The organism is Acinetobacter sp. UBA1297 (assembly GCF_002307755.1).
GTDB lineage: Bacteria > Pseudomonadota > Gammaproteobacteria > Pseudomonadales > Moraxellaceae > Acinetobacter > Acinetobacter radioresistens.
Genome location: NZ_DBUF01000006.1, coordinates 320,976 through 340,469, shown reverse-complemented (window position 1 = coordinate 340,469; position 19,494 = coordinate 320,976). Strand labels below are relative to the sequence as shown.

14 protein-coding genes and 1 pseudogene are annotated in these 19,494 nt (G+C 40.1%); 10 read left to right on the top strand and 5 right to left on the bottom strand.

The window, feature by feature from the left end:
- Positions 1-85: 85 nt before the first annotated feature.
- Positions 86-868 (bottom strand): annotated as a pseudogene (locus tag B3R63_RS03255) (hypothetical protein).
- Between the two features lie 186 nt (positions 869-1,054).
- Here B3R63_RS03255 and B3R63_RS03250 point away from each other — a divergent pair.
- From B3R63_RS03250 to rapA, 3 genes are all read left to right on the top strand, one after another.
- Entirely contained in the window at positions 1,055-1,549 is a 495-nt protein-coding gene (locus B3R63_RS03250; protein ID WP_286728276.1) for an isochorismatase, read from the top strand.
- Between the two features lie 359 nt (positions 1,550-1,908).
- A complete protein-coding gene (locus B3R63_RS03245; RefSeq protein ID WP_248123404.1) occupies positions 1,909-2,553 on the top strand; it encodes an RluA family pseudouridine synthase in 645 nt (214 codons plus the stop codon).
- A 141-nt stretch (positions 2,554-2,694) separates the two neighbouring features.
- Positions 2,695-5,532, top strand: coding sequence for an RNA polymerase-associated protein RapA (gene rapA / locus B3R63_RS03240; protein WP_010700104.1), 2,838 nt, complete (start codon positions 2,695-2,697; stop codon positions 5,530-5,532).
- 73 nt (positions 5,533-5,605) lie between these two features.
- Here rapA and B3R63_RS03235 read toward each other — a convergent pair whose 3' ends face one another.
- Both B3R63_RS03235 and fabR read right to left on the bottom strand, forming a co-directional pair.
- Positions 5,606-5,995, bottom strand: a complete 390-nt coding sequence (locus tag B3R63_RS03235; RefSeq protein WP_005015065.1) for a hypothetical protein — start codon at positions 5,993-5,995, stop codon at positions 5,606-5,608.
- A 175-nt stretch (positions 5,996-6,170) separates the two neighbouring features.
- Complete coding sequence (fabR, locus tag B3R63_RS03230) at positions 6,171-6,866, bottom strand: HTH-type transcriptional repressor FabR (protein WP_101160901.1); 696 nt, start codon at positions 6,864-6,866, stop codon at positions 6,171-6,173.
- 137 nt (positions 6,867-7,003) lie between these two features.
- Here fabR and B3R63_RS03225 point away from each other — a divergent pair, with 137 nt between their 5' ends.
- Together B3R63_RS03225 and B3R63_RS03220 are read left to right on the top strand one after the other, a co-directional pair.
- Positions 7,004-8,059, top strand: coding sequence for a ferredoxin reductase (locus B3R63_RS03225; protein WP_286728275.1), 1,056 nt, complete (start codon positions 7,004-7,006; stop codon positions 8,057-8,059).
- 19 nt (positions 8,060-8,078) lie between these two features.
- The gene (locus B3R63_RS03220; protein WP_286728329.1) at positions 8,079-9,191 is read left to right on the top strand and encodes a fatty acid desaturase family protein; all 1,113 of its coding nucleotides are present in this window, start codon (positions 8,079-8,081) and stop codon (positions 9,189-9,191) included.
- Between the two features lie 369 nt (positions 9,192-9,560).
- Here the strand turns inward: B3R63_RS03220 and B3R63_RS03215 are convergent, their stop codons facing one another.
- Positions 9,561-10,262 (bottom strand): SIMPL domain-containing protein, encoded by a 702-nt coding sequence (locus B3R63_RS03215; RefSeq protein ID WP_005015057.1) that lies wholly within the window; start codon positions 10,260-10,262, stop codon positions 9,561-9,563.
- Positions 10,263-10,731: 469 nt separating this feature from the next.
- On the opposite strand from B3R63_RS03215, the gene B3R63_RS03210 reads away from it, so the two are divergent.
- Both B3R63_RS03210 and B3R63_RS03205 read left to right on the top strand, forming a co-directional pair.
- The gene (locus B3R63_RS03210) at positions 10,732-12,105 is read left to right on the top strand and encodes a diaminobutyrate--2-oxoglutarate transaminase (protein WP_005025302.1); all 1,374 of its coding nucleotides are present in this window, start codon (positions 10,732-10,734) and stop codon (positions 12,103-12,105) included.
- Between the two features lie 3 nt (positions 12,106-12,108).
- Complete coding sequence (locus B3R63_RS03205) at positions 12,109-13,641, top strand: pyridoxal phosphate-dependent decarboxylase family protein (RefSeq protein WP_075040098.1); 1,533 nt, start codon at positions 12,109-12,111, stop codon at positions 13,639-13,641.
- A gap of 104 nt (positions 13,642-13,745) precedes the next feature.
- Here the strand turns inward: B3R63_RS03205 and B3R63_RS03200 are convergent, their stop codons facing one another.
- Positions 13,746-14,225, bottom strand: a complete 480-nt coding sequence (locus B3R63_RS03200) for an Lrp/AsnC family transcriptional regulator (RefSeq protein ID WP_005015053.1) — start codon at positions 14,223-14,225, stop codon at positions 13,746-13,748.
- A 136-nt stretch (positions 14,226-14,361) separates the two neighbouring features.
- On the opposite strand from B3R63_RS03200, the gene B3R63_RS03195 reads away from it, so the two are divergent.
- From B3R63_RS03195 to B3R63_RS03185, 3 genes are all read left to right on the top strand, one after another.
- Positions 14,362-16,083, top strand: coding sequence for an alpha-keto acid decarboxylase family protein (locus tag B3R63_RS03195; protein WP_286728274.1), 1,722 nt, complete (start codon positions 14,362-14,364; stop codon positions 16,081-16,083).
- A gap of 148 nt (positions 16,084-16,231) precedes the next feature.
- Positions 16,232-17,614: an amino acid permease gene (locus tag B3R63_RS03190; RefSeq protein WP_286728273.1), complete on the top strand. Its 1,383-nt coding sequence runs from the start codon at positions 16,232-16,234 to the stop codon at positions 17,612-17,614.
- A gap of 811 nt (positions 17,615-18,425) precedes the next feature.
- Positions 18,426-19,457, top strand: coding sequence for a substrate-binding domain-containing protein (locus tag B3R63_RS03185; RefSeq protein WP_005406106.1), 1,032 nt, complete (start codon positions 18,426-18,428; stop codon positions 19,455-19,457).
- The last annotated feature ends 37 nt before the right edge of the window (positions 19,458-19,494 follow it).

Here is a 19,494-nt window from a genome sequence, read left to right as displayed (position 1 = left end):
AACAACCCGACTCTGGTCGGGTTGTTCAACCTATTTGCTCATGTGTGTTCTCAGTAAAGCAGAAATAATAGATTTTTTATTTAATCTATTCGTCAAAATCAAAAATTTCTAACGACTCTACGTAGGGTAAAATAAGATATTGATGAGCAAGTAAATGCTGTTTTAATTTTATATAGCCTATTTGACTAGACTGATAAATTTTCTTTAGTTCGTTCAGAAGTTCATCTATTTGTCTTTTATTAAACCTTGTGGTTTTAATAAAAAATAATAAACTTGCGCCTAGACCTATATACTTTAAGCCAAAATTTTGATCTAAGTGCTGAATCAGGCTAAAGGTCTCAAAAGGATTTAAATCACCAGCAAAGTAGCCATTAAGTTGTGCTGCAAATTTATAAGTTTCAGTGGTAGTATCCAGCAGTTTTACTTGAATAATTTCATCTAGAATCTGTTCAGGATATTTGTTGATTTTAATTAGAAGAGATAAATCCCGCTCACTATAATTGAACTTATTATGCAGCCTGTTAATCTCTATTAAATGTTCAGGTTTTAAAAGTTGCTGGATATGATATTGAAGCTCAAAGGGTTTGACATTATCTCCACTACTGTCTAGATCATCTTTAACAAGTTCAGTGATATCGAAATATAGTCTGTCTTCCATGGACGCATGCATGGAAGTGTATTCACATTGTCCAATGTCCTCTAAAAGAAAAAGTACTTTTTTGACAGAATTTTGTCTTTTAAGCTGGAAATATAGATCAAGGAGAGCTTACCAGGATTTAACTTCATGAACAGTAGCAAAGCATATTAATTTCTGTGCCTCATCATTTATAAGAGGACCCTTTTTATTTTCAATATAAAGCGTGACTATAATAATATTTTTAAATTAATCTGTTTGCTTGAGAGATTTATATCATAAAAATAATGATCTCTAACTGAATAATACTAGCGTAAAAAATCCTCACATTTATTAAATAACTGATATCTGAAATTTCCAAATTCTAATCTGGCCCATCAGTTATTATAATGAGTGCTTAATTCTTCTAAAGAGTCCTTAATGCTGTACGTGATGCCCAAGAAAATCCAGCTTGCCCCATCTCAAGCTAAATGGCAAATTTCATCATCAGGCTCGGTTTTGGTACTGGTTGGACTACATAATTTAAAAATGCAGGCTATGGTTCAGAAAACTGATCTTATGAGTAATCTTGTTCAAATCAATAATAAGGCTGTAACTTTAAATATTCCTGTGGTCGACCTGTATGGCGATGACCTGATACAAGGTATGCAGCAGCTTGGTGAATATACTTCCACTCATCCCCAGTTAGTCTTCGCAGGACAGGTAACACCGATGCTCAAACAGATTCTGCCGCATCTGCAAAGCGTGACGGATCAACTCTGTATTGTGGATGATGCCATCTTGCTGGCTAATCAGGAACAGCATATTCAATGGATAGAAAATATCTCGAAAGAAGGTTTGCACCATATGAACAGTTATAGTTTAACCCGGCTTTGGGATTTGAGTGCTCCATCAAGTTATATAGTTTCAAGCTGAGAAGTCATAGTTACAGTAAAGGCACTGGAGACAAAATGGCTCAAAAGGAAGGCGCTGAAGATTAATCCATAGACTGATTTAAAATATAATGGCTTGAATGCTGTTAACATGATGAGGTTATTAAATATATGGTGTGCATGAGGATGCGGGCGTTTGACAGGCAGATCTATTTAAATATAGTTTCCTAAGTAAATTGCTCGATTATATTTTGCAGTTAGCAAAGATTTTGGCTCTGATTGAGCAGTTTTCTTAACATAATCGGAAATTTCATCACCAATTGCCTAAATGCGCATTGTAATTATTCTCCAAGATTTCTATTATTGCCGGCTTGTTTTTAAATTCGCGATCGGAATAAAGCATTGGGTAATTTTCTAGCCGAACACCTGATTCATCGTGATGAAGACTTTATGGTAATTCATAAACCATCAGGCATACTCAGTGTTCCCGGTAAAGGTGAAGCATTGTCTGACAGCGTTCTGACACGTCTGGTCGCAATTGAACCTAAAACACTTTTAATTCATCGTCTGGATCGGGATACCTCGGGTATTCTGGTTTTCGGTTTATCCCGGCGTGGACAAAATTCAATTGCCAGACAATTTCAGGAACGCCAGACAACGAAAACCTATCAGGCGCTGGTAGCAGGGCATCTGCAAGGTGAAGGAACTATAGATGTTCCTGTCGTTTATGATCCAGCTCATCCGCCTTTGCATATTGCAGATGCTCATCATAATAAGCCAGCATTGACACATTGGCAGGCAATTGAGCAATTCGAAATAAACGGTCAGCAGGTGACGCGTGTCAAACTGGTTCCAGTTACCGGTCGTTCGCATCAGCTTCGTGTACACATGCAGTATCTTGGCCATGCTATTATTGGCGATACCTTATATGCAGATCTGGAGCAGCAACAGTTGATGCCCCGTTTATGCCTGCATGCCGAGCAGCTGGGATTTGCGCATCCGCAGACCGGTGAAGCTTTAAATTTCTATTGCCCGGTCCCATTTTAAATAGAATACAGATTTTCGAGATTTATTAGAGTTCTCCTTCGGGCGAGCTTTATGCCAAAATACATTGCTTAAAGACTACATAAACATACTCAAAAACTATCGGGTTTGAGTTTTAAAATGTAGTGCTAACTTGAAATAAAGGTGGAAAAATTGCAGCAGTTCGCTATTGGTCAACGTTGGTTATCAGATACAGAGACAGAACTCGGTTTAGGTGTTCTTATTGATGTTGATGAGCGATCGATCAGCATTTTATTCCCAAAAAGCGATGAAACTCGTGTTTATGCTCGAAATAATGCGCCATTGTCCCGTATCATTTTCAATATTAATGATGAAATTCAGGATCAGGAAGGCCATAAATGGCTGGTCGAGTCGCTTGAAGACCGCCACGGGGTAGTTCGTTATAATGTTGTCCGTACCTTGGAAAATGGTGAACAGGAACGCAAAGCGCTGAATGAAACCCGTGTAGGTGCCCAGATTCAGCTTTCCAAGCCTTTAGACCGACTGCTGGCTAGTCAGATTGACTATAAAGAGTGGTATGACCTGCGTATTGAAGCACTCATCATGCAGGCACAAATGCAGACCAGTCCGTTACGAGGGCTGATTGGGCCCCGAGTCGGGCTTATTCCTCACCAACTCTATATTGCCCATGAAGTAGGACAACGCTTTGCACCACGTGTTTTACTGGCCGATGAAGTCGGATTGGGTAAAACAATTGAGGCTGGCCTGATTATCCACCAGCAGCTTAAAACTGGTCGTTCTGAACGTATTTTAATTCTAGTACCGGATTCACTGCAATATCAGTGGATGATTGAAATGCGTCGCCGTTTCAATCTGCAATTTTCGCTATTTGACTTAACCCGTACTGCCGCGATTAAGGAACATGATCCTGAGTTAAATCCGTTCCTGACCGAACAATGCATCATTGCCAGTATTGACCTGATGATTGACCATGATGACCTGCGTGAACAGGCGGTAGAAGCCGGCTTCGACTTGCTGGTTGTCGATGAGGCACATCACCTGATGTGGAGCGAGGAAGAAGGCGGGAATGACCGTTATGACCTGATTGAGGAACTGGCTGAAAAGACCCCGGGTGTGCTGCTATTAACTGCAACACCTGAGCAGTTAGGGGTAGAGAGCCATTTTGCTCGCCTACGTCTGCTTGATCCTCAACGTTTCAGCTCACTTGAACGTTTTCTGGATGAAGAAGCGCAGTACCAGCATACAGCCCAGATTGCTGAAGTCTTAATGTCTGATGAGCCACTTTCTGAACAGCATTTAAATGCTGTTCAAGACCTGTTGGGCCACCAGATTGAAGACCAGCCTGAACAGCGTTTCCGGGCCATTCACGAGTTACTTGACCGGCATGGCACTGGCCGTATTCTGTTCCGTAATACGCGGGAGGCCATCCAGGGCTTTCCTGGTCGTGACTGCCGTCCGGCACCGTTGCCAGCACCTGAAACCTGGTCAATGGACGGTAAACTTCGCGAACAGATGTGGCCGGAAGAAGGTCAAATCGATGGCGCATGGATGGAAAGTGATCCGCGCGTTGCATGGTTAATGGAAATGCTGCGCAAAGACTTGAAACATAACAAGGTGTTGCTCATTGCTCGCAGCGGACCTGTAGTTGAAGCGCTGGAAAATGCGTTACGTCTACATGCAGGTATTCGTACAGCCATGTTCCATGAAGGCATGAGCCTGCTGGAACGTGACCAGGCTGCTGCATATTTTGCTGAAGAAAGCTATGGTGCGCAGATTCTGCTCTGTTCAGAGATTGGTTCTGAAGGGCGGAACTTCCAGTTTGCATCTGACCTGATTTTATTCGATTTGCCTGCGAATCCCGATGTTCTGGAGCAGCGAATTGGTCGTTTGGACCGGATTGGTCAGCAGAACCGTATCCAGATTCATGTACCTTATCTGGTGGGTACAGCTCAAGAGCGTATGTTCCGCTGGTACAATGAAGCATTGAATATTTTTAGTAATATTTCACCAGCTGCACAGACTCTGCAGGAAAACTTTATTGTTGAGCTGAAGGATTGTTTACTGTCTGATCAGGGGCAAACCTTTGAGGATTTACTGGAAGAAGTGAATGTACAACGTCAGGCACTGGAGAGTGAACTGCAGGCCGGTCGTGACCGCTTGCTGGAATATAACTCTTGTCGGCCAATTGTTGCACAGGAGATTGTTCAGGCACTTGAAGATTATGATGACAATACCACTTTGCCAATGTTTATGAAGCGTTTTATGGCTTCAACCAATATTGATTTTGATGAGCAAAGTAATGGTACAGTAATCATTAAACCAACTGACCAGATGCAGGTTCAAGGTCTGACTCTAGATGAAGAAGGCATGACTGCAACCTTCTATCGCGATCAGGCCCAGATCCGTGAAGATGCTCAATATCTGACACTTGAGCATCCATTTACTGAAAGTGTAATGGAAGTGATCCGTACACAGTCTTTCGGGAGTACCAATGTTGCAGTACTTAAGTCGAATGCATTAAAGCAGGGCTCAGTATTGCTTGAAATATGGTTTAAGGTCGATGTAGTAGCGCCAAAGGCATTAAATTTACAGTCAAGCCTGCCAAAACAGTTAGTACGTGTATTACTGAGTGAAAATGGCCAGGATTTATCTGAAAAGATTGATCCTTCGATTTTGAAACCTTATCTACATCATCTGGATGGTAATAGTTGCCGTCAGGTGGTCAAGGCACGCCGTGAAGTCATTGATGCACGTTATAAACAGGCGCTGGATATTGCCAGAGTTGCATTGCCTGAGCTTAAGCAGCAGGCAAAAGAAATTTATGGTAGCAAATGGCAGTATGAAATTGACCGTCTGAGTTATCTGAAACAGTTTAACCCTAGTATCCGGCAGGACGAGATTGAACGATTGCAAAAACTGCAAAGAGAAGGCTTGAACTTGCTTGATGGCCTATCGGTTACGCCAGAAGCAATTCAGGTGCTGGTTGTAGTTAAACCTTAAAAATATTTAAAGAAAGAGCTTCCTTGGTAGAGGCTCTTTCTTTGTATAAGTATTTTAAATAAATATTTTGTATTTATGTCTGAGGTAACTGAAACAGGCAACGCCCCAGCTGCTCTATTTCATGGTCAAATTCATATTCACTATTTAGCATGCGATAACGGTTCTTTAGACCTGCATAGGCAGGATGAGTTGCATCTACATAGACCCATACATGTGATCGGGCTGGAAGGGTTGCTAAATTAACTGCTTCTAATGCTGGACGTTTGATGGCTATAGCTATAAAAGGATTAATATAGGCGTACGATAGGGCATAATCTGCCTCTTGTTCAGAAGCAACAATAATATCTGCGTCAAATTTCTCACAGTTTTGATGGATAGTTTCTAAAATACAGGATTGAGGCTGAGACAAATCCAGTTGTATATTCTGCTGCCGAAGTTTAGGGAAAGTATTGATCAGGCGCATTTCAGCTCCTTTAAAACTCACCAGATGGATTTTTTATAGCTGTTTTTACCGCAAACAACTACAATGAAAGCGTAAATAAATGCAGTAAATATTTTAAATAACCAGATTTAAACTGAATTTTTGGAAAGAAGAAAGCGGCCTATTTAGCCGCTATTTTCACTGCTGTATAAAAAGATTATCGAATTTTTGATTCATCCAGATGACGGGCGCCTTCAAGAATCATTCTGATCATGATCATAGTTTGCTCGGCAATTTCCTGCCGGTCACTTGATGGCAAATTAATAACCTGTGCACCCATATTAAACACCAGCTGTGTTATAGCTTTTGCTGCTATATCTGGATGTGCCATATTGCTATGATTTAAGCGTTCCAGTCGCACCAGATCTTCCTGGAGTTCTTGCTGGAAAAAGTTGAGCTGTCGGTCAACTGCTGCCTTATAAGATTGTGAACCAGTATAACCTTCGCGTAATAGCAGGCTGAGGTTACCTTCATCTGCATCTAATTGCTCTATAAATACGTTCACTGAACTTCGAATAATACTGCTCTGTTTCAGAGCCTTAAGACGTGCCTGGTGTAGAATCTGACGTAATACAATACCCGAACGTTCAATCAGGGCAATTGCCAGTTCATCAATATCCTTGAAATGCCGATAAAAACTGTTAGGTGCAATCCCTGCTTCACGCGCAACTTCGCGCAGACTTAAAGAAGAAATACTTTTTTGTGGACCAATCAGATTTAAAGCCGCCTGAAACAGTTCTTCCTTGGTAATGGTAGCTTTTCTCCCGACCGTACGTACAGGCATTTTTTCATGCAGAACAGTTTCTACATGAGTATCTAGCTCTAGCTCGGCCGAAATTGAAGATGCGCTCATATATTTCAATACATTGAAAGAGTGATTCTATTATAGCGGTAGAGCGTAACGTTGTGAAACGAATACAGCAGATAAACTTATATACAAATGTATATACATGTGTATAATAATTAAAAACCACAGAGTTCAGATGTACTATGCAAGCTCTAAAAAAGCAACATTCGCCTTTATCCTTTTTAACTAGTTCCGTATTTGATACGGATGCAGCAAATTTCTGGCTAAAGAAACTAAATCCTTTATGGTCAGTTAACCAGTCATTAGGCCAGATTGTGCATAAAGAAAAAGCGGCAAATGGCATATTCAGTCTGAAAATAAAATGTAACCGACATTTTCGTATGGGGCAGGCGGGTCAGCATCATCCCGTATTTATAGAAATAGATGGGCGACGTTATGAACGTAGTTACAGCCTGCACCGTATAGATGAGCAGCATATCTTATTAACTGCAAAACAGGTTGAACAGGGCATAGTGAGTAACTGGCTGGCTGAACATGCTCAAGTAGGCGATCTGGTCGAATTCGGCCAACCCTATGGCGATATGATATTACCCGAAGCTTCAAATTTGGTGCTGCTGGCAGCTGGTAGTGGTATTACTCCAATGTTAAGCATGATTGAAACGTGGGCAAAGCAGCCTGATGCTTTAGCTAAAGTTCAGTTGCTGTATTGGGTTAAAGATTATGAAGATGCAGCTTTTGAAGCAAACTTTAAAAAAGTTGCTGAGACAAATGAAAATTTCAGCTTCCAGATTTTTTATACTCAGCAGACAGATCAGCGTTTAAATACTGAACATTTGTCTTTGGTAAGCCAGCCTGAACAGAGTACCGTATACGCATGTGGCCCATCAGGTTTTGTCTCACTGGCTGAAGAGCTATTCAGTCAGGCAGTGCTATTCAAAGGTGAGGCATTCAGCTTAAGTCAGGCTGATTCTTGTGATACAGGTTTCGTAAATATTACTTTGCTACAAAGCGAGAAAACAGTCGCCATCCCAAAAGGTCAGTCCATCTTGGCAGGTTTGGAACAAATGAACCTTAAACCAAAACATGGATGCCGTATGGGTATTTGTAATAAATGTGCATGTAACAAAGTGCAAGGTTCAACTAGAAATCTTGTGAATGGTGCTGAAAGTACCGAGCCAGGAAACCTGCTGAAACTTTGTGTGAATTCCGCACAGACTGACCTTGTTATTGATCTTTGAGTGAGTTTACATTATGAATATGTCAGTAAATTTTTCTACAGCAAAACCTATAAAAAACCAGTTTTTTAAAAATCCTAAAAATAGAGAGTTAACTGCAGATGAAATGAATCAGCTCGCCAAAGAGCTGGATGCCATCAAGCAGGAAGTATTAGATGATATTGGCGAGAAAGATGCCAAATATATTCGTCGTATTTATTCAACTATCCGCTATACCGGTGCAGCTGGACGTGCACTATTGTTTGCTGGCTGGTTTCCACCTGCTTGGGTATTGGGCACTGGCTTGTTAAGCCTTTCCAAAATTCTGGAAAATATGGAACTTGGCCATAATGTTATGCACGGTCAGTATGACTGGATGAATGATCCGAAATTCAATGGTCCAAAATATGAATGGGATATTGTAGGTACTTCCGAAAACTGGCGTCAGACACATAACTATAAACATCACACCTATACCAATATTAAGGGTATGGATGATGATATCGGATATGGCTTGTTGCGGTTATTTCCAGAACAACGCTGGAAACCAGGCTTTTTATTACAGCCCCTATATAGTATTCCATTCTGCCTGTTGTTCCAGTGGGGTGTCGCTATCCAGAATCTTGAGATTGGTAAAGTCTGGATGAAGCGCAAATCAAAAGAAGAGTTTAAAGAAGAGTGGAAACCGTTACAGAAAAAAATTACTAAACAGTTGTTCCGAGATTATGTATTTTTCCCGCTAATTGCCGGACCAGCAGCATTACCTGTATTTACAGGTAATCTGGTAGCGAATGGTGTGCGCAACATCTGGACCTTCAGTGTAATTTTTTGCGGACACTTTACCAAGGATGTGGAAGTTTTTCCAAAAACTGTTCTGAAAGATGAGAGCCGTGGCCATTGGTATATGCGTCAAATTCGTGGCTCATCAAATCTTAAAGGCTCAGAAGCATTTCATATTTTAACAGGCCATTTAAGCCATCAGATTGAACACCATCTGTTTCCAGAGGTACCTGCACGCCGTTACCGTCAAATGGCGCCTAAGGTTGAAGCAGTCTGTAATAAGTTTGGTCTGAATTATAATAATGCCAGTTTAGCCAAACAGTTTGGTCAAGTGGTGGGGCGTATAGTTAAATATGCTTTTCCCTTTAAGAAATAAAGTTAAAACAGTTAGTCCCAGATATTGTAAAACCAATTCAAGCGTCTGTTTAACTCTTACAAAGGCTATCTAAAGATAGCCTTTCTTATTTTCTGAAATTCAAGTTTTATTTTCTGTAAATAGAGAATACTGATGAATATATTCAAGGTTGAGAAGTATGACGAATTAACCTTCAATGACTCTTTAATTCATTTATATTTTTTAAAGTTAATATAGGAATTTTCAGATATTTATATAAGCCTTAGTTTTCTTGGTCTCTATGTAAAAATAATTTTTAAAATTTAATATCTAGAAAGAAAAAACCGGTGTTAGTGTATAAAAAAATGCCCGAAAGAAATTAACTTTCAGGCATTGTTAGCAAAAAATAGATTATCTGAACTGAATGGTACCGTTAGCATTAACTGTAACTTTAGATTCACCAGCGGCAACATCCTGTACAGGAGCTGCCTCAGCTGTAGCAAATTTTGCCATACTGCTGCGCATTAAAGGCTGGGGGAAATAATTATTGGTATTCAGGTTTAAACTAACCAGATTATATGAGCCTTTATTCCATGCTTGCGAGAGCAACTGTGCACGCTGCTGAAAGTTTTTGGAAGCTTCTACCATCAGCTCATTTTCAACTTTTTTGCGCTGCGCATCGGATACCGTAAAATTAATTGATTCTGTCTGGAATTGTTGCTGCAGTTCACTAATGAGCTGGCTGGTCATACGAAAATCTGTACCTTCCAGCTGAATTTCTGCACGACCACGCCACTCTTTGAGTTTACGACTATCATTGTCATATACCGGATAGGTTGTTTGTGAACCTGTTTCTACCTTAACCTGCGGATATTTACGCGCAATATTCATGGCCCAGTTCATTAACTGATTAATCTGTGCTGAAAGCTCGGCAGGCTGTTTATTACTTTTTTCTATAAAAAGTATGGCATGCATTTCATCATTTGAGATTTGACGGCTCGCTTCGGCCTGAATATTGACTAGGTTATAATTCAGTTTCTCATTTTCCTGAGCGAAAATATGAGTACTAAGAGCAGCAGTGGTAACTAAGGTGGCAAGAGCAAGATAACGCATGAGAAAGCCTTTTGTTCGTTTTAGAAAGTTTTATTGCTTTATATAAATATATTAATGATAACAAATGTTGAATTTTTGAAGAAATCGTAGTGGCTTTGTAATAGCCTATTCAACATTTTATAAAAAATATTTAAGGATAAATTTTTTATTATCAGTATTTTAGTAAAGTAATAGCTTGCAATCATGAGTTGACCATTATATATAGTTGATTTGGTAAATTCTTGAGCGTGTCACATACTCAATAGATAATTTTATTTAGTGCTTAACCTCTACGTTTTTTCCAATAAAACGCGGTTATGAAAGTACACAAAAAATGTTTTTTTTCTTTAAAAATTAGGTATCATCGCGCTCCTAGTAATAAGATATTAAAACCTTGTGTCTTCACTAGATTCTTAACAAGCACCGAGTCAAAGGACCAAAAGTCACCAGACTTATTTTCTTTTACCCTTATCAGAGATGGTAATCCGATATGAGCGTTACTTCTGTAAACCCTGCCACCAATTCCACCAACGAATATTATTTGACTCGCCAAAGTCAGATGGAATCGAATGTACGTAGTTATCCGCGCAAATTGCCGTTAGCGATCGCACAAGCACATGGTTGCTGGGTTACCGATGTGGAAGGTACAAAGTACCTTGATTGTTTAGCTGGGGCAGGTACATTGGCTTTAGGTCATAATCATCCTGCGGTGATTCAAAGTATCCAGGAGACACTTGCAAGTGGTCTTCCATTACATACACTGGATTTAACGACTCCTTTAAAAGATGCTTTTACTGAAGCACTACTGGCATCTCTGCCAGGTGGTCAGGAAGCTTACTGTTTACAGTTCTGCGGTCCATCAGGCGCCGATGCAACTGAAGCAGCGATTAAACTTGCAAAAACCTATACTGGTCGTAGCTCTGTTATCAGTTTTTCTGGTGGCTATCATGGCATGACACATGGTTCACTTGCCATGACAGGTAACCTGTCTGCTAAAAATGCAGTCAATGGTTTAATGCCGGGTGTACAGTTTATGCCGTATCCGCATGAATACCGTTGCCCATTGGGTCTAGGTGGTGAAGCGGGCGTAGACGCTTTAACTTATTACTTTGAACAGTTTATTGAAGATGTTGAAAGTGGTGTTACCAAGCCGGCGGCTGTTATTCTTGAAGCAATTCAGGGTGAAGGTGGCGTAGTTGTTGCCCCAACTAAATGGTTGCAAAAGATTCGTGAAGTGACTGAAAAACACAATATCGTGTTGATTCTGGACGAAGTTCAGGCAGGCTTTGCGCGTTCAGGTAAGATGTTTGCCTTTGAGCATGCTGGAATTGAACCTGATGTTGTGGTGATGTCTAAAGCAGTTGGCGGTAGCTTGCCACTTGCAGTTTTAGGTATTAAGCGCAAGTTTGATGCATGGCAGCCAGCAGGCCATACCGGTACATTCCGTGGTAACCAACTAGCCATGGGTACAGGCCTTGCGTCACTTCAGGTTATTCAAGAGCAAAATCTTGCACAGAATGCTCATGATCGTGGTGAGTTCTTGCAGTCTGAACTGAAAAATCTGGCAGCTGAATTTCCATGTATCGGCCATGTACGTGGTCGCGGCTTGATGATCGGTATCGAAATCGTTGACGAGCGCCAGCAGCCAAATCATATTGGTGCTTATCCTGCTGATGGTCAACTGGCTGCTGCAATTCAGGCAGCGTGTTTTAATCATAAACTGTTGCTTGAAAAAGGTGGTCGTAACGGTACAGTAATTCGTTTACTTTGTCCGCTGATCATTACTCAGGAAGAATGTGTAGAAGTAATTGCTCGCTTTAAGAAAGCAGTTGCTGAAGCTCTTGTTGCAGTTCGAGGCGCATAATTCATGGTAGATTTTGCAGAACACCGTAAAGCGTTACTCTGCAATGATGCTCAATCCATTGCTGACTATGAGTCAGCAATGGAACAGGCGACTAAAGCCGTAGCAGCATGGTTGCAAAACGATAAAATGTATACTGGCGGCAGTATCAAGGAACTCCGTGAAGCAATCGCCTTTCATCCTTCTAAAGACGGGTTGGGTGTACAGAAATCGCTTGAACGTATGGTTGAGCTTTTTCTGAATAAAAGTCTGAAAGTACACCATCCACATTCGCTGGCGCATCTGCATTGCCCAACTATGGTGGCAAGCCAGATTGCTGAAGTACTCATCAATGCAACTAACCAGTCAATGGATTCATGGGACCAAAGCCCAGCCGGTTCATTGATGGAAGTGCAACTGATCGACTGGTTACGCCAAAAAGTAGGTTATGGTTCAGGTCAGGCAGGTGTATTTACCTCAGGTGGTACACAATCAAACTTGATGGGCGTATTACTTGCGCGTGATGCCTGCATCGCGAAAAACTGGAAAGATGAAAACGGTAATCCGTGGTCTGTTCAGCGTGATGGTATTCCTGCAGAAGCAATGCGTACTGTTAAAGTCATTTGTTCTGAAAATGCACATTTCTCTGTGCAGAAGAACATGGCAATGATGGGGATGGGTTTCCAGTCAGTAGTCACTGTTCCTGTGAACGAAAATGCCCAGATGGATGTCGATGCACTGGAAAAAACCATGGCTCACCTTCAGTCTGAAGGCAAGATTGTGGCATGTGTAGTGGCAACCGCAGGTACAACCGATGCCGGTGCAATCGATCCCTTAAAACAGATCCGTGAAATTACCAATAAATATGGTGCATGGATGCATATTGATGCAGCATGGGGTGGTGCGCTGATTCTGTCTAATGATTATCGCTCTATGCTAGATGGTATCGAGTTGTCTGATTCTGTGACACTGGATTTTCATAAGCATTATTTCCAAACCATTTCTTGTGGCGCGTTTTTGCTTAAAGATGAAGCGAACTACCGTTTCATGCACTATGAAGCAGAATACCTGAACTCAGCTTATGATGAAGAGCATGGCGTGCCGAACCTGGTGTCTAAGTCTTTACAAACAACACGTCGTTTCGATGCGTTGAAATTATGGATGACAGTTGAATCACTGGGTGAAGAGCTTTATGGTTCAATGATTGATCATGGCGTGAAATTGACACGTGAAGTAGCAGACTACATCAAAGCAACTGATGGTCTGGAACTTCTGGTTGAACCACAATTCGCATCAGTATTGTTCCGTGTTGTTCCAGCAGGATATCCAGCTGAATTTTTAGATGCATTGAACCAGAATGTAGCAGATGAGCTGTTTGCCCGCGGTGAAGCTAATATTGGCGTAACTAAAGTGGGGCAGGTACAGTCTCTGAAAATGACGACCTTGAGCCCGGTAGCAACATTAAAAAATGTAAAGAATTTACTTGATCTGGTTTTAACCGAAGCTGACCGAATCAAGGAATCAATCCAGCAGGGTAGTTATACTCCGCCGATTGCCTAAACATTGTTCCTATAAAAAGCCGGTGTCTATGATACCGGCTTTTTATTATGGTGGATTAATAATCTGGAGTTTCTCTCGTCATAGATTTTTTCGTATGGAGTAATTTAGGAAGTATAGGAGGGAACTTTATTCTTGAGCATAAATTGATTCTGTTCTTTAAATTTTTTCAAAACAATGTAAGATTTTATGTGACCAATAAAATCACAAGATAATAACTTTTCTGTCACAAAGTGCGAAAGCTGCTCCAGATTTTCTGCTACTACTTTTAAAATAAAATCTGCATCGCCACTTAAAGAAAAAGCATCCTGTATACATTCTTCACTTTCAATCAGCTCCTGAAATGCTAGCTGGTTTTTGGCCTCATGTACTCTTAAATTTACATGGACCATTGCAGTAACTTCAAGGCCTAAAGCTTGCTGATGAATACGCGCGGTATACCCGATGATGATTCCTTTCTGTTCTAGAAATTGCCGTCTGCGCGAGCATTGTGATGCTGACAGTCCAATAAGCTCACCCATTTCCTGATTGGTCAATCTGCCATTTCTCTGCAGCGCCTGAATGATTTGCCAGTCAAATTTATCCATTATATGCACCTTATTCCTTTATGATACACATATCATGTATTTTTATTAAAATCCGTTTCTATTATGCATGAAATATAAGTTTTAGATGAAATATTATCTTTCTATGGAATAAAAATAGATGAGAAGGATGATAAAAATGTTCATGGAAATCGGCAATTTTTTAAATAAACGGTTAAGCGAACTGGGTATCAAGCATATTTTTGGTGTGCCAGGTGATTTCAACCTATCTTATCTGGAACAAATTGAAGCTGACTCAAAAATTGATTTCATTGGTAACTGTAATGAACTTAACGCAGCATATGCTGCTGATGGTTATGCGCGTATTAATGGTTTCTCTGCATTGGCCACCACTTACGGTGTTGGTGACCTGAGCGCCATTAATGGAATTGCAGGAGCCTATACAGAGAATGTACCCCTGATCCATATTTCAGGCATTCCACCACTGCATGCTGTTACTCAGGGTGCTTTAATACATCATACCTTGGTTGATGGTAATTATGACAATATCATGAATTGCATGCGTGAGTTTACGGTAGCCCAGACCCGTCTGACACCTGCCAATGCTGCTTCAGAAATTGACCGGGTACTGCGCCAGTGCGCACTAGAACGCCGTCCGGTACATATTCAGCTGCCTTCCGATATTACCCATGTGAAGATTCAGATAGATGATCAACCGCTGTGTCTGGAACGTCCGGTAAGTGATCCTGAAATACTTGAACAGGCAGTAGACGAATTATTTAAATGCTTATCTCAAGCAAAAAAACCTGCTCTACTAATTGATAATGAAGCCGATATTTTTAATGTCACAACATTATTAGCTGAACTTTCTGCCAAAACAGGTATCTCTTATGCCTGTCTTCCCACAGCTAAAAATATTATGGATGAATCATCACCACATTATTTAGGTGTGTATGTTGGTGCGGCCAGTCAACTATCTGTAAGAAATCTGATCGAATGTTCAGACTGCCTGATTGGAATCGGAGCCAGATTTACCGATATTGGTACGGGTATGTTTTCACATAAAATCAATAAAGACAGCTATATTGAAATTAAACGGTATGAAGTCAATACCGCACGTAAAAACTTCCCGGGAATTGAAATGGGCGAATTGCTGACAGCACTTAATCTACGGGTCATAGCTAAAAAGTCGCTTAAACCTACACTTGAGACGCCAGCCACTGAGCGAATTCAGGTATCAGAACACCAGAAGCTGTCGCATGAAATCCTTTGGAAATATATTGGTGATTTCTTTAAAGCAGATGATGTAATTCTGGGTGAAGTGGGAACATCAAATACAGCATTATCTGGGCTACGTTTACCGGTAACTGCCAAGTATATCTGCCAGCCTATATGGGGCTCAATCGGTTATACCTTGCCTGCATTACTTGGTAGTTTGCTCGCTGCACCAAAACGTCGGCAAATTTTATTTATTGGCGATGGTTCATTGCAACTTACAGTGCAGGAGCTTTCTACGATTATCCGTTATGGTCTCAAACCCATTATTTTTGTACTCAACAATGGGGGTTATACGATTGAACGATTAATTCTGGGTGAAAATGCCAGCTATAACGATATTCAGAACTGGAAATATACTGAATTGGTACAGGTGTTCAATGGTAAAGAAAAATATCAGACCTCTATGGTCGAGACCGCTGGCCAGCTAAAAAATGCGTTAGATCAGGTAGAGGCATATGATGGTTTAAGCCTGATTGAACTTAAATTACCGGCAATGGATGCTCCGGTGAGCCTGCTTAAATTTGCTGATGTCGTAGCGCGTTATGACTATGGTAATTTCGGCTACCAAAAACTTAAAACAGAACAGCACTATGTAGAATGTAAAAATGCAATATCTTTCTAATTTCTTAAAAATCAATCGGTTATTTTTTTATAAATTATTTTAATCTGACCTTAAGGAGCACTGGTTTTTACTTGGTGCTCCTGACTTAATTTCTCTAAACAATGATAAAGGGTGTAAAGGATATTACGCCTTCAATGGAGATAAAACTGTGGACACAAATCAAAATACATTGAAGAAAGGTCTCTCTAACCGGCATATACAGCTGATTGCACTAGGAGGCGCTATTGGAACCGGATTATTTCTGGGAATTACACAAACCATTAAACTTGCTGGCCCTTCAGTTTTACTGGGGTATGCAATTGCAGGCATCATCGCTTTCCTCATTATGCGTCAACTGGGAGAAATGGTAGTAGAGGAACCTGTGAGCGGTTCATTTAGTTATTTTGCCAATAAATATTGGGGCCGTATGGCAGGTTTCATGTCTGGGTGGAATTACTGGGTTTTATATGTACTGGTAAGCATGGCTGAATTGAGTGCTATTGGAACATTTATACAGTTCTGGTGGCCTGAAATACCCACCTGGATTACTGCAATGGGGTTTTTTATACTGATTAATGGCATTAACTTTATTAATGTCCGTTTTTTTGGAGAAACAGAATTTTTATTTTCCTGCATTAAAATTATTGCCATCTTGAGCATGATTGGTTTTGGTGCCTATTTATTGTTTTTAGGTACCGCTGGGCCAGAAGCCGGAATAGCCAATTTATGGCAGCACGGCGGATTTTTCCCAAATGGTATTTCTGGCCTGGTAATGGCTATGGCAGCTATTATGTTTGCATTTGGTGGACTAGAGCTAATTGGAATTGCAGCCGCAGAAACACGAAATCCTGAGAAAAATATTCCAAAAGCTACGAACCAGATTGTTTACCGTATCTTGATTTTTTATATTGGCGCAATCGGTATTCTGTTGAGTTTATATCCCTGGAATCAGGTGGCACAAGGGGGGAGCCCATTTGTACTAATTTTCCAGTCTTTAAATAATCATGGTGTAGCCAATGTCTTGAATCTGGTCGTACTGATCGCAGCAGTTTCAGTTTATAACAGTTGTATTTACTGTAATAGTCGTATGCTGCACGGACTGGCAGAACAGGGCAATGCACCGCAGTTTCTAAAAAAAGTGAATCGCCGTGGAATTCCAGTCGCAGCCTTGGCTGTATCCGGTTCGATTACTGCACTTTGTGTAGTCATTAACTATATTATTCCAGAAAAAGCGTTTGGTCTTCTTATGATGCTGGTGGTTGCTGCATTAGTAATTAATTGGCTTATGATTTCAGTCACTCATTTGAAGTTTATAAAAGTGATGAAGCAGCAACACAGGCTGACTGCATTTAAAGCTATTGCCAGTCCTTGGACAAATTATTTAACGATTGCTTTTATGTTTTTCATTTTAACGATCATGAGCTTGACACCAGATATGCGCTCAGCCGTTATTTTGGCACCTGTATGGCTTAGTGCACTGGCCATTATGTATTTTGTCTATTATCGCAAAAGAAATGTTGTATTGACTGGCGGGATCCAGCCTAATCCTTAAAAACAATTATTTAAGTATTTTGTTTTCTATATAAAGAGAGATCGAATGATCTCTTTTTATCAATTTAAGAGGAGATTTGAAAACTGGAGTAAGCCCCGATTTTAAAGTGGATTTTATATTTTTATGCTAGAACTATAAATTAATGAACAATAAATATTTTAAGATAAATCTATAAACCAATAGTCCAGTTTTTAGATTTCAGGTATTCAACACTTTCCTTTAAAATTTTTTTAACTGAGCCTATTAGAATACTTCAATCCATAAATTTCTATTTATAGGGCTTGAGAAAATATACAAACGCTCTGCTTGATCGCACTCCCATAGCAGGGGACTTATTGATGAAATTCTTATTAGGCTTAAATATCTGTTAGCTAGTACACTATTTATGTAATGAGCTATATCACATCTTATAAATATAGAAAGCTTAATTCTAACTTTTATAGATTAGTCCCACTGAAATTTTTTAAGATAACTCAGAATCTGTATAGATCTATTACAGTGAAAAACTACCTTAATAAAAGTGATACAGAATTAATTCTGGTTTGTAAGACGTCGGGATTAAATTTTTGACTGAATATTTTTAATATAATTTTAAATGCTTAATCTTGTTATTTAAAAAAAATTAAAATAAAAAATCTAATATAATTATATAGTTAATTTAATGCATGAAATGCTGTAGATGAGATCATGAAAGTGTCATAAAGGTGTAACTTATTTGTCATATTTTAAACTCAAAATGCACTTATCCAAAATGTACTAACACTGTAAACAAGTGGAGTACGGAAAAATTGCAAAATTAAGAGAGAAGAGAATGCGCTTAAATCCACGTCATGTTGGCATCATTTTAGCAGTTACTGGGGCAGCTGCAGCAACAACCGCGAATGCGGCTCGCGATACCATTCAGATTGCCGGTTCTTCAACCGTCCTTCCATATGCGAGTATTGTTGCTGAAGAGTTTGGTAATACTTTTCCACAATTTAAAACACCAGTTGTAGGTTCTGGTGGCACTTCGGGCGGACTAAAACAGTTCTGTCAGGGTGTAGGCGACAATACAATTGATATTGCAAATGCATCACGTGAAATTAAAGATACTGAACTTGCTAGCTGTAAAAAAGCTGGTGTAAACAAAGTTCAGGAAATCAAGATCGGTTATGACGGTATTGTATTTGCATCAAATGCCAACAAGGCAGCCTTCAAGTTAAAGCCTTACCATGTATATGCGGCACTGGCAGAAAAACTGCCTTCTAAAGGTAAACTGGTTGCTAACCCGTATACTCGCTGGAACCAGATTGACAAGACCTTGCCAAATGAACCGATTACTTTAGTTATTCCAGCATCTAACCACGGTACACGTGAAGTGTTCCAGGAAAAAATGGTTGATCTGGGCTGTAAAGCATATGAGTACAACAAGAATCTAGATAAAGATACTCAAAAAACTGTATGTTCGACTTTCCGTAAAGATGGTCGTGTCATTGAAATCTCAGGTGACTATACTGAAACACTCAGCCGTCTGAAAACAAATCCGAGCGCAGTTGGTGTATTTGGTCTAGGTTTTTATGACCAGAACCGTGACCGCCTGCGTGTAGCAACAGTAAATAATGTAACACCGTCTGAAGCAACTATCCTTTCTGGTAAGTACCCTGTTTCCCGTCCACTGTTCTTCTATGTAAAAGGTGAGCACCTGAAATCAATCAAAGGACTTGAGCAGTATGTAGAATACTTCCTGAATAAAAAGGTTTCAGGTAAAGGTTCTAAACTTGAAAAGGCTGGCTTGATTTCACTGTCTGACTCAGAACGTGCCAAAGTACTGGCAAATTTTAAAGCAGGTAAAACTGTTCAGTAAGGTGGACTTATTCAAGACTGATGGCAGGGAAGACCTG